At 62.2% G+C, this 10,502-nt stretch carries 12 protein-coding genes and 1 CRISPR repeat array; of the genes, 3 read left to right on the top strand and 9 right to left on the bottom strand.

Translation table 11 applies throughout. The annotated features are described in order from the left end of the window. Position 1 precedes the first annotated feature (1 nt). A CRISPR array of direct repeats spans positions 2–336; the repeat unit is 36 nt; unit sequence GTTCCCCCTTCGGGGGGATCCCTAGAAATTGGAAAC. A gap of 10 nt (positions 337–346) precedes the next feature. Then, positions 347–1,396: a 4-hydroxythreonine-4-phosphate dehydrogenase PdxA gene (pdxA, locus tag SYN63AY4M2_RS09915; protein WP_011431126.1), complete on the top strand. Its 1,050-nt coding sequence runs from the start codon at positions 347–349 to the stop codon at positions 1,394–1,396. Here pdxA and rpiA read toward each other — a convergent pair. The 8 genes from rpiA to SYN63AY4M2_RS09955 all read right to left on the bottom strand — a co-directional run bounded on the left by rpiA (position 1,353) and on the right by SYN63AY4M2_RS09955 (position 8,070). Beyond that, complete coding sequence (gene rpiA / locus SYN63AY4M2_RS09920; protein WP_011431125.1) at positions 1,353–2,045, bottom strand: ribose-5-phosphate isomerase RpiA; 693 nt, start codon at positions 2,043–2,045, stop codon at positions 1,353–1,355. The two genes, pdxA and rpiA, sit on opposite strands and share 44 nt — an antisense overlap. Before the next feature lie 30 nt (positions 2,046–2,075). Next, positions 2,076–3,458, bottom strand: coding sequence for a 30S ribosomal protein S12 methylthiotransferase RimO (gene rimO / locus SYN63AY4M2_RS09925; protein WP_099887356.1), 1,383 nt, complete (start codon positions 3,456–3,458; stop codon positions 2,076–2,078). A 135-nt stretch (positions 3,459–3,593) separates the two neighbouring features. Next, positions 3,594–4,385, bottom strand: a complete 792-nt coding sequence (cbiQ, locus tag SYN63AY4M2_RS09930) for a cobalt ECF transporter T component CbiQ (RefSeq protein ID WP_099812875.1) — start codon at positions 4,383–4,385, stop codon at positions 3,594–3,596. Between the two features lie 49 nt (positions 4,386–4,434). Beyond that, complete coding sequence (gene cbiM, locus SYN63AY4M2_RS09935) at positions 4,435–5,079, bottom strand: cobalt transporter CbiM (RefSeq protein ID WP_099834784.1); 645 nt, start codon at positions 5,077–5,079, stop codon at positions 4,435–4,437. 2 nt (positions 5,080–5,081) lie between these two features. Then, entirely contained in the window at positions 5,082–5,621 is a 540-nt protein-coding gene (locus tag SYN63AY4M2_RS09940; RefSeq protein ID WP_011431121.1) for a hypothetical protein, read from the bottom strand. A 57-nt stretch (positions 5,622–5,678) separates the two neighbouring features. Continuing rightward, positions 5,679–6,599: a DUF4382 domain-containing protein gene (locus SYN63AY4M2_RS09945; protein ID WP_228375292.1), complete on the bottom strand. Its 921-nt coding sequence runs from the start codon at positions 6,597–6,599 to the stop codon at positions 5,679–5,681. Between the two features lie 128 nt (positions 6,600–6,727). Beyond that, positions 6,728–7,534: an SH3 domain-containing protein gene (locus SYN63AY4M2_RS09950; protein ID WP_011431119.1), complete on the bottom strand. Its 807-nt coding sequence runs from the start codon at positions 7,532–7,534 to the stop codon at positions 6,728–6,730. Between the two features lie 167 nt (positions 7,535–7,701). Then, positions 7,702–8,070, bottom strand: a complete 369-nt coding sequence (locus SYN63AY4M2_RS09955) for a hypothetical protein (protein WP_099812877.1) — start codon at positions 8,068–8,070, stop codon at positions 7,702–7,704. A 387-nt stretch (positions 8,071–8,457) separates the two neighbouring features. Between SYN63AY4M2_RS09955 and SYN63AY4M2_RS09960 the strand changes: the two genes are divergently transcribed. Continuing rightward, complete coding sequence (locus SYN63AY4M2_RS09960; RefSeq protein ID WP_011431117.1) at positions 8,458–9,177, top strand: response regulator transcription factor; 720 nt, start codon at positions 8,458–8,460, stop codon at positions 9,175–9,177. 42 nt (positions 9,178–9,219) lie between these two features. Here the strand turns inward: SYN63AY4M2_RS09960 and SYN63AY4M2_RS09965 are convergent, their stop codons facing one another. Then, complete coding sequence (locus SYN63AY4M2_RS09965) at positions 9,220–10,068, bottom strand: ABC transporter ATP-binding protein (RefSeq protein ID WP_099834987.1); 849 nt, start codon at positions 10,066–10,068, stop codon at positions 9,220–9,222. Between the two features lie 275 nt (positions 10,069–10,343). Here SYN63AY4M2_RS09965 and SYN63AY4M2_RS09970 point away from each other — a divergent pair. Further along, the coding region (locus tag SYN63AY4M2_RS09970) for a helix-turn-helix domain-containing protein (RefSeq protein WP_143597441.1) at positions 10,344–10,502 on the top strand (159 nt) is incomplete at its 3' end.

Consider the following 10,502-nt stretch of genomic DNA (forward strand, 5'->3'; position numbering starts at 1 on the left):
AGTTCCCCCTTCGGGGGGATCCCTAGAAATTGGAAACTACAAGGAAGCGCTGTTGAGTCCCAGCCCCAGGAACCGAAGTTCCCCCTTCGGGGGGATCCCTAGAAATTGGAAACGATATCCCCCTGACCCCCTTACCCCCGCTTTCCCATCGTGTTCCCCCTTCGGGGGGATCCCTAGAAATTGGAAACTTCTCCAGCCGCTTATTCTGGAACCACGTAACTCCATTGTTCCCCCTTCGGGGGGATCCCTAGAAATTGGAAACGCCCAACAGCTCTTCCTTGATAAATCCTTCTCTAATAGGTTCCCCCTTCGGGGGGATCCCTAGAAATTGGACTAGAAATAGAAAATGAGCTTGCTGCTGCCGAAGCTAGCCCTGACATTGGGAGATCCGGCGGGGATTGGGCCAGAGATTGTGCTCAAGGCGCTGGCGGATCCCCAGGTGCAGGCCTGCGCCCAGATAACGGTGGTGGGCGAGCGGCAGGTTTTGGAAGCTACCTACTGCCTTCTGCGCCAGCGAGGGGCAACCGACCTGGCCGACCCGGCAGGGATCCCGGTGCTGGAGGGCGGCAGCGGCTTCTACCTAGAGCCGTCGCGCGTGGGCCGGGGGGATGTCGCAAGCGGGGCGGCCAGCTTTGCCTACCTGAAAACAGCTATTGAAGAAGCGCTGCGGGGCCAGTTCCAGGGGATCGTGACCGCTCCCATTGCCAAATACCTCTGGCACCAGGCGGGCTACCCCTTCCCTGGCCAAACAGAAGTTCTGGCCCAGCTCAGCGGGAGCGAGCGCTACGGCATGCTGTTTGTGGCCCGTTCTCCCCACAGCGGCTGGCAGATCCGGGTTTTGCTGGCCACCACCCACATCCCCCTGAGCCAGGTGCCCCTCACCCTTACCCCGGAGCTGGTGCGCGCGAAGTTGGACTTGCTGGTTGGATCCCTGCGTAAGCTCTTTGGGATTGTCAATCCGGTGATTGCTGTGGCTGGCCTTAACCCCCATGCTGGCGAGCAGGGGCAGCTTGGGCAGGAAGAGAAAACGTGGCTGGCGGAGCTGCTAAGAACCTATCCCCACGCCAAAATCTGGGGGCCGCTTCCCCCCGATACCATGTGGCTAGCGCCCGCCCAGGCCTGGTATGGTCAAGGAGCTCCTGCTGTGGCCGATGCCTACCTGGCTCTCTACCACGACCAAGGCCTGATCCCCGTGAAGCTGCTGGCGTTTGACCGGGCCGTCAACCTAACCCTGGGGCTGCCCTTTATTCGCACCTCCCCCGACCACGGCACTGCCTTTGACCTAGCCGGGCAGGGGGTAGCCCGCGCCGAGAGCCTCAAGCAGGCCATCCTGCTAGCAGCCGAGCTGGCCCTCAGCTCTGCCGCAGCGTCTCGATCCCTTCAGGCCCAGCGATAATGGCCTCCGTGGCCATGCCGATAAACAGGCCGTGCTCCACCACCCCCACCGTTCCCTTGAGCTGCTCGGCCAGCTTGGCCGGATTGGCGATGGGGCCAAACTGGCAGTCGAGGATGTAGTGCTGCTCGTCGGTGAGGTAGGGATCCCCCTCGGCAGTGCGCCGCAGCACCGCCTGACAGCCCAGGGCCTCCACCCGCGCTAGGGTCGTCTTCCAGCCAAAGCGCACCACCTCCACCGGCACCGGGAAGCGGGTGCCCAGGTGGGCCACCTTTTTGGAGGCATCGGCGATGATGATGAGCTCAGCAGCGCTGGCCTCCACCAGTTTCTCCCGCAGCAGAGCTCCCCCTGCCCCCTTGATGAGGTTGAGGGATCCCACTTCGATTTCGTCGGCTCCATCGATGGCAAGATCTAGGCGCGGCTGCTCCTCCAGCGTGGCCAGCGGGATCCCTAGAGAGCGGGCCTGTTCTGCCGTGCGCTCGGAAGTGGGCACCCCAATGAACTGCAGCCCCTCCTTTTGCATGCGCTGGGCTAGGGCGCCCACAGCAAAGGCGGCTGTGGATCCCGTGCCCAGCCCCACCACCATGCCCGACTGCACCTTTTGGGCCGCCGCTTGGGCTGCCGCCTGTTTCAGCTCATCTGCACTGGCCATCTCGCCTTTCCGAAGTTCAACCGAATTATTCTACCGTCCGCTCCAGCTAAAGCCTGCTGGCGCCTCCACCACCTGGCCAAAGAGATCGTAGGGCTCGGCCCGCGTAATCTGCACCGGCACCAGGGATCCCAGGGATCCGGGCCCGCGCACATGCACCACCCCGTCCACCTCAGGGGCAAAGCGGGGGGAACGGCCAATCCACTCGCCGGTGCGGGGGTTTTCCTGCTCCAAAAGCACAGGCACCACCTGCCCCACCTGCTCGCGGTTGCGGCGGAAGGCGATCCCTTGCTGCAGTTGCATTAGGCGGGCGCGGCGCTCTTCCTTGAGGGGCTCCGGCACCTGCTGGGGCAGATGGTAGGCGGGCGTGCCCTCTTCCGGGGAAAAGGTGAACACCCCCACATGGTCAAATTGGTGGCGCTGGACAAACTCCAAAAGATGCTGGAAGTGCTCCTCTGTCTCGCCAGGAAAGCCGACGATGAAGCTGGTGCGCAGGACAGCCTTGGGCAGGGCCTGGCGCAGCCGTTCGATGAGCCGGTCGTTAACCTGGCCCTGCCAGGGGCGGTTCATGGCCTTGAGGATCGCTGGGTGGCTGTGCTGCAGCGGCAGATCCAGATAGAGCAAGAAATTGGGCGTCTCCTGAATGGCCTCCACCACCGCCGGCGTAATGCCCGTGGGGTAGGCATAGAGCATGCGGATCCAGGGGATGGGGATCTGGCCCAGAGCGCGGATAAGCTCGGCCAGCCGCGGCTCCCCGTAGAGGTCGAGCCCGTAGTTGGTGGTGATCTGGGAAATGAGGATTAGCTCCTGCACCCCTTCTGCAGCCAGTTGTTCTGCTTCCCGCAGAATGGACTCGATGGGGCGGGAGCGTTGCTTTCCCCGCAGGTGGGGGATGATGCAGAAGGAGCAGCGGTAATCACACCCTTCCGCCACCCGCAGGTAGGCCACCGGGGCATGGGTGGTGCGATAGCGGGGGACGGTCTCGTCGGCAATGTAATCTAAGCTCGAGGTAACGGCGTTAACCCGCTCTCCCCGCTCTGCCCGCTGGATAACCTGGACAATCTGGTGGTAGTCGCCGGTGCCGACGATGGCCACCGCCTCGGGGATCTCCCGCAGCAGCTCCTCTTGGAAGTGCTGCGCCAGGCAACCAGCGATGATGATCTTCTTGCCCTGCACCGCCAGCTCCATCAGGGTGCTGACCGACTCCCGCCGCGCCGCTTCGATGAAGCTGCAGGTGTTGACGATGACGTAGTCGGCGCTGTCTTCGTCGCCCTCCACCCGGTAGCCTGCCTGGGCCAGCAGGCCCAGCATGTGCTCGGTGTCCACCCGGTTTTTCTCACAGCCCAGGTGCAAAACGGCAACAGCCGGCGCTTCCTTGAGGGAAGAGGTAGACAAAGCGGTTTCTAACCAGTTCATAGCCCCAGGAGAGGACGCGCAAATGGCGACAAGAGCTGAGAAGATTAAAGCCTTCTTATTCTAGTTCTAGTTGGGTTTTGCTTTTAAAGGCGGGGAAGAGAAGCGTCTATCTTGTCTAACTCGCTGCCAACCCGCTCAATCGGGATAGCCCCCAAAGTTAACCAAAACCAAGCCAACAGCCACTGCCAGCGCCAGCCCGGTGGCCGCCCAACTGCAGGGATCCCCGCCAGCCGCTGGCGGCACCAAGGGCGCCCGCCCGTAGCCCCGCAGGCGCAGCGCCTGGTAAACTCGCTGCGAACGTTCGTAGCTGCGAACCAACAAAGTGCCCACGGCAGCAGCCAGAAAGGGCAGGTCTTGCCGCCAAGTTGGCCCAGGCTGCCACAGGGATCCCCGCGGTCGCCAGCCCCTCAGCCGCGCGGCCCGCTGCATCCGCTGCCACTGGCTGCCCACTTCCTGCAAATAGCGCTGGGTTAGCCAGGCCAGTTCCAGGAGGAGGTCGGGGATCCCCAGCGCCCGCAAAGCTGCCAACAGGGCCGGTAGGGGAGTGGTCTCCAACAGCAGCGTCGCCAGCGCTAAAAGCGCCAGGCTGCGCCCGCCAAGGCAAAGCGCCCTCTCCAGCCCCTCCCAGCGCAAAGCCAGGGATCCCCAGCGCCAGAGGAGGGTGTCCCCAACGGCAAAGGGCAGGAAGAGGACAAAGGCTATCAACAGAACGCCGGGAGCGGCCAGGCGTCTGAGCCCTCGGCGCAGAGGCAATCCGGAGAGCCCCCAGAGAAAAGCCACCACCGCCCAGACCAGGGGTAGCAAGGCCAGGCGCTGCACCTGGGCAAAGGCCGCCATCAGTGCCAGCAGGCCAACCAGCTTGGGCAGGGGCCGCCAGCGGTGCAGCCAAGAAGGGGGCGGCGGCAGGGGAGCTTGTGAAGAAAGCATCCTCTCCCTAACCGGCATGGCCCGACGACAGGGATGAACAGCCTCAGCCCTATCTTTGGGCATCTTCTCCCAGCAGCTCCGGCTGCACCCGCTGCAAAAACCCCACCACCCAACGGGTAAACAGCCCCTCCACCCCTGCCAGCGGCAGGTGGGCAGCTACCAAACTGGTCAGAGCCAGGTGCTCTGCCGAGGTGGAAGGGATCCCCTCCCTGCGCAGCGCCGCCAGCACCACGCCGTAAAACAGCAGCGCCGCCAGCACCACCCCCACCGCTCCCGCCCAAAAAGCGGCCCAGCCCGTGCCCAACCAGCGCCGGCTTGCCCGGAAGATCCCTCCTGCCAGAAGCGCCGGGATCCCCATAATGGCGGCGTTGATCCCCAGGGTGGTCAACCCCCCATGCCCAAAAGCCACCGCCTGAAAAAACAGGCCCACCACAATTGCCGGGTAGGCCAAGGCCCCCAGCATCACGCCCATCAGCCCATTGAGCAGCAGGTGCAGGCTGGCCGGGGGAAAAGGCAGGTGAAGGGAGGAGGCGACAAAAAAGGCCGCCGTGAGCAGCGCTGCCTTGGGGAGCTGGCGGCGGGGATCCTTTTCCAACCGCTGGAGGAGGTGTAGGCTCCAACCCGTAAGCAGGGCAGTGATGCCATAACCCCCCAGCCAAAGCGGTGCTGGCAAAAGGCCCTCGCTGATGTGCATGGCTAGTCTTGGCTCAAAGCGGCAGCATCCACTGGGGAGTCGGGGAGTTCTGGGCCTTGGAAGGGGCGGGGCCGGGAAAAAAACAGGGCCGTGCCCAAACAGCCCCAGATAACACAGGCAGCCATAACCCCCCGCTGCAGGGGGCCAAAGCCAGGGGAGGAGGGGCTGGGGATCCCTTCTGCCTGCATACCCTCCTCGCCCACCGGCACGTTCACCACCCCGCCGTGGCCGGCCTGGCGAATGCGCACCTGCCACAGTCCCTTAAGCTCAGGATCCGGCTGCAGCCAAAACCGGCCCTCTCCGTCTGTCTCTCCCTCCTGCCAGGGGAGAGTGGGATTGGTGGGCGCAAACACCGTAACTCGGGCAAAACGCATCGGCTCGCCGGAATCGTAGCGGGCCTGGATCTCAAAGGTGGGAACAGCCCGCCAAGAGGCCTCCACCCCATGGCCCCAAGCCGGCGGAGATAGGAGCAGGCCCAAGGCCAACCAGCTCAGTTGCCAGGAAGGGGAAAAAGGGATGCGCTTTGGCCAGACTGAGTTCATCGGTCAGCAAAAGACAGAGGACACCCTTCGATCTCAAAAGCCACCCAGGCCTAAAACCTAAGGCAAGGATCCCGTCCCGCCGAGGCCGCCAGAGGAGGCGCGGCAGTGGCCCTCTCCCACGTGCCCCAAGCTCTGCAGGCTCTGCAAGACAGCCTGGGCCCTAGGGGATCCCTCCTGCAGGCTGCCCCAGTCCACCTCCAGCGGCTGGGATCCCGCCTTTAGCCCTTGCTCGAGGGAGACTGGGTCGACTGGGTCCAACTTCGCAAGGGAGGCAAACCCCAGCGCCGCTGAGTTGAGGTCGTCCTTGGGAGGCAGGCTGCCATTCCCAAACAGGTGGTCGAAGTGGAAAGTCGCCTCCAGATCCGCCACCTGGCCTGCCCGGACAAAGCCCTTGCGCGTCTCCCCCACGTACTCGCCGCAGACAAAAGCCAGCTCGGGGCTGAACTTGAGCACAAAGGGGATCGCCTCTCCCTCCCCTTCTGCCGGTCGAGCTCTGCCCTCGATCCAGAGGGAGTAGCCCTTTGCTGGCCCCTCCGCTGCCGGCACTAGGCGCCAGGCCAGGGCGTTGTAGTGCCCAGGGGGGGCTTCCAGGGATCCCAGCAGGGCTCGCTCCGGCACCAAATCCACCGTAAGAGGCCCTGTCAGGCTGACCAAGGCCTTGGCCTGGAGCTCGCCTTCCCCTTGCGGATCAAAAGGGGGATCCGTCTGGTAGGCCGTAATGTCCGCCAGCGTCACGTACACATGCTCAAACTGCAACGCCCAGCCCTCTTTGGAGACCAGCCCCTCCCGCAGGAACGCTTCGCCGTTGGCCCACAGCTCCAGCGTGCCCGTAGCCGAGGCAGAGATCGCCTGCCCATCCCTGGCTGGCCCCGGCTCGACAGGCGGGCGACAAGCCGTCATGCCGGCTCCCAGACCCAGGGCCACCAGAACCATCCCTTTGGCCAGGGGTCGCAGCAATGACCACTGAAACCAAGACACCAGGTGCTGCCACCAGTGTAAGAACTCCCTCCCGCTAGCGCGCCTGCCCCTCCCGACAGCGGCTGGCGGTACTGTCCCAGCCAACCACAAGCTCTCGCCAACCTACAATCCCCCACCGGGGCATCTTGCTACTCTTGCGCCAGGTTGCCGGCCCGCACCCAACCTTCCTGCCCGTTCTGGCGCCGGATGCGCTGCCAGCGGCCATCGGCGCTGTACTCCAACACCGTCACCACCTCATTCATGGGCAGGCCACCAATGTAAGCCCCTTCCCGGTCGGGAGTGGCCCGTAGCGCCAGGCCAATCGGCTCGATCACCCGCCCCTGCGCACCTGGGGCAATGCTTGTTGCTGCGGGGGGCCGAGTCGGCAAAGGAGTGGACTCTGGTGTGGATTCGACCGCAGGCGTTGCAGCAGTTGTGGCTGAAGCAACCGCTGCCCCACCCTCCACGGGGCCCAAATTGCCGGCCCGCACCCAGCCTTCCTGGCCGTTTAGCTCCCGCCGCACCCGCTGCCAGCGGCCATCAGCGCTGTACTCCAGCACCGTCACCGTTTCCCCCGCCACAATTCCCCCTTGGTAGGCTCCGTCAGCAGAAGGCTGGCTGCGAATGGCTAGACCTATGGGCTCGATTACCCGCCCGCGGCTGCCGGGGGGAAAGGCCTCAGGGTCGATGGTGCCCGCCGCCGGCAAGGACTCCGTCCCACTGACGCGAACAGAGGGGGAGGAAGGCAAACTTGTCGGGCTGGGTAAGGGATCCACACGCACCGCGCGAGGAAACTGAGGCGCCGCAGGAGGAGCCAGCAGGGGGGCAATGAACCGCCACGCCTGCCAACCCAGAGCAGCCAAGACCCCAACCGAGAGGCTCAGTGCCATTAAGGTGCCGAAGGGAAAACCGCTGGCAGCAGGAGAAGAACGGCCTCGCATTGGGTAGTTAGCCATCCAAAACTTAGCTCCCAAAAGCCGGAGACGAAAGCAAAGGGCTTTGCCAACGCTTGCAAGTACCAGAGCATCTCTGGTACTTCTAGTTTCGCCTCTGTGTACTGCCTTGGGAAGCCACCTACCCAGGGGCAACGCTGTCTGGAGCAAATCAGTAGCAAGTTTAGTTTCTACTTAGTGAACATATTCTCCCAGTCGGTGGTGAGAACCTCGTGGCCAAATGTCCACCCGGCCAGGAGCAAGGGCAAGGCCAAGCCCAGGAAGCCGAAGAAACTGATGACCTGGGCAATTTGTCGCTGGGCCCTTTTCTTTTTCGGGTCGGGGATGTAATTAGCAGCTACTGTGAGCTTTGAGCAAAAGGCCACCACCACCGCCCCCACCGGTCCCAAAACCAGCGAAGGCCACAGCCAATCCGCTACCTGCGCATACTCGTAGGCCCGGGTAAACGGCATGATGACAAAACAGGCCAGCTCCAGGATCCCCCAGGTGAAGAGGGCCAACTGGATATCTTTGCGAAAGACTTCGTTGGGATTGTACATAGGCTTCTGGGATAAACCGGCGTGCAACTTTAAGGTTTGGCCTGCAAGTACAGAAGTGGCGAGGTTTTTGAATGGGCTTCTCTCTGCGGGCAAGAAGCTGCTGCGCGAATCCCTTTTACCTTACCCTTTCCCTTTCCTCCGGACAACCCAGTAGAATGAATAATGCCTGAGATTCTTGGGTTAGCCTCCCTTGATTTACCCAGAGAAAGAGGGTTCCAGAAAGGCCAAGCTCCTGGTGCAATCCAATGGGTAATGTAAAAACCTGAAGCTATCTGTTGTAGTCTGGATGGGCTGCCCTCTCCTGCCCAGGCGCAAAATGCGTTTGCCCTGCGGGCAGGGCTTTTCTACAACTCTGCCTCGTGCTGACTGTGAGAGCGTCAAGCTGCCATGTTACGCATCCTCATCATCGATGACGATCCCAGCATTTGCGCGCTGCTCAAGCGGTATTTGCAGCGGCAGGGGTACTCAGTCGAGGTAGCGACGACGGGGGCCGAGGGCCTCCAGCAGTTGCGCGCTTTTCAGCCAGGCTTGGTGATTTTGGATCTGAATTTGCCGGATGTGAGCGGCTACGACCTTTGCCAGCAGATGCAAAAAGAGACCGGCGTGTATGTGTTGATGTTAACCAGCCGAGTGAATCCTGCCGACAAGCTGCAAGGATTTCAGCTAGGCGCAGATGACTACCTGACCAAACCCTTCAGCCTGCCGGAGTTACAGGCGCGGGTACAGGCTATCCTGCGCCGAGGGCGGACGAGAACGGAAACAGGCAGCGCGCCGGTTTTGACTTTTCCCTCCTTGGTGATCGACCCGACCACCCGAGAAGTTATCCGTGACCGTCGCCCGATTAACCTGACCGCTCTAGAGTTTGATTTGCTCTACGCCATGGCTCGACACCCAGGACGGGTGTGGCGACGGTCTGAGCTGATTCAAGAGGTGTGGGATTTTAACCACGAGGGAGATGAACGGGTGGTCGATGTCCACATCGGCCAAATTCGCAAGAAGCTGGAAACCGATACCAGCCAACCGGAGCTGATCCGCACCGTGCGCGGAGTTGGCTACAAGTTCGAGCCCCCCACTCCAAAGGAGGGATGGGGAGAGGAAAAACCGTAACCTCCCTCTTTCCGAAGGAGAGAGGTTGAGGCTGAGGGCGCGCTAATCCAGGCGACGGCCCGTCAAGCGTACAAAAATATCTTCTAAGTTGGCAGGGCGCACCATCAGGCCGGTTTTGTCGGGTTCCGCTTCCAACTGCCGCTGGGCCTCCGCCAAGCTGGGGAAAAAGGTGTAGCTCACCTCCTGGCCAGGGCGGGAGCGCACCAGCAGGGCTTCTCCGTACTTGGCCCGCAACTGGTCGGTGCTGCCCAGCTCGATTAGCTTCCCGCCGTCCATGATGCCGATGCGGTCACACAGCTCCTCGGCCTCTTCCATGTAGTGGGTGGTAATCAGCAAGGTCATCCCCTGCCGGTTCAGATCCCGCAGGATCTCCCACAGCAGCCGCCGCGCCTGGGGATCCAACCCAACGGTTGGCTCGTCCAAAAACAAAATTTGAGGCCGGTGCAACAGCGCCCTGGCCACCTGGAGGCGCCGCTTCATGCCGCCGGAGAGGGTCTTCACTTTGTCGTGCCGCCGGTCGGCCAGCTTCACGTACTCCAGCCACTCGTCGATGCGCTGCTGCCGCTCCGGGTTGGGGATGTGGTGCATGCGCCCATGGAACTCCAGGTTTTCCCAAACCGTCAGCTCTGCTTCCAGGGTGATGGGCTGCAACACCACGCCGATCTGCCGCCGCACCGCCAAGGGATCCCGCACCACATCATACCCCCCTACGCGGATGGATCCCTGGCTGGGGCGGGTCAGGCTGGTGAGCATGCGGATGGTGGTGGATTTGCCGGCGCCGTTGGGCCCTAGCAGGGCAAACACCTCCCCCTGCGGGATCCGCAGGCTCAAGTCCTGAACCGCCACCTGCTGCCCAAAACGCTTCCACACCCCCTGCATTTCCACCGCCACCGTCTTGGTTTGGGGCAAGGTTGGGGCCGTCGAAAGAGCTGTCACAGTCCGCTCCGGTAAAGTGTAAAGAAATCTTTATTCTCTAGCATACGCCAGCCGTGTCAGCAAGCTGCAGGTCTTATCAGGGATCCCTGCCCTTGGCAGTAGTTTATGCTATCCCTTCAAGTCTTCCGTGGCTGTGATCTCGTTCCCTGTGTTTTTTCTCTAAGCTCTGCAAAATACAGCCTTTTAATTTAAAATAGGGTACAGGTATTCAAGAGGAAGGAGAGAAAGGAATGCCGACTCATTCTTTGGATTTGCGGCAAAGAGTTGTAGCAGCCTACCAGGCAGGTAACACCTCCATCCGCCAGGTAGCTAAACGCTTCATGGTGACCAAAAGAACAGTACACCGCTGGGTGCGTCAGTACCAACAAACTCAAGATTTAGCCCCTAAG

It is taken from the genome of Synechococcus sp. 63AY4M2 (assembly GCF_002760475.1).
Classification (GTDB): domain Bacteria; phylum Cyanobacteriota; class Cyanobacteriia; order Thermostichales; family Thermostichaceae; genus Thermostichus.

Excerpts from the sequence above, each read along its gene's own strand:
- SYN63AY4M2_RS09955 (WP_099812877.1), bottom strand. The coding sequence starts at position 8,070 with ATGTACAATCCCAACGAAGTCTTTCGCAAAGATATCCAGTTGGCCCTC.
- rimO (WP_099887356.1), bottom strand. The coding sequence starts at position 3,458 with ATGAACTGGTTAGAAACCGCTTTGTCTACCTCTTCCCTCAAGGAAGCG.
- cbiQ (WP_099812875.1), bottom strand. The coding sequence starts at position 4,385 with ATGCTTTCTTCACAAGCTCCCCTGCCGCCGCCCCCTTCTTGGCTGCAC.
- pdxA (WP_011431126.1), top strand. The coding sequence starts at position 347 with ATGAGCTTGCTGCTGCCGAAGCTAGCCCTGACATTGGGAGATCCGGCG.
- cbiM (WP_099834784.1), bottom strand. The coding sequence starts at position 5,079 with ATGCACATCAGCGAGGGCCTTTTGCCAGCACCGCTTTGGCTGGGGGGT.
- SYN63AY4M2_RS09950 (WP_011431119.1), bottom strand. The coding sequence starts at position 7,534 with ATGGCTAACTACCCAATGCGAGGCCGTTCTTCTCCTGCTGCCAGCGGT.
- rpiA (WP_011431125.1), bottom strand. The coding sequence starts at position 2,045 with ATGGCCAGTGCAGATGAGCTGAAACAGGCGGCAGCCCAAGCGGCGGCC.
- SYN63AY4M2_RS09960 (WP_011431117.1), top strand. The coding sequence starts at position 8,458 with ATGTTACGCATCCTCATCATCGATGACGATCCCAGCATTTGCGCGCTG.
- SYN63AY4M2_RS09940 (WP_011431121.1), bottom strand. The coding sequence starts at position 5,621 with ATGAACTCAGTCTGGCCAAAGCGCATCCCTTTTTCCCCTTCCTGGCAA.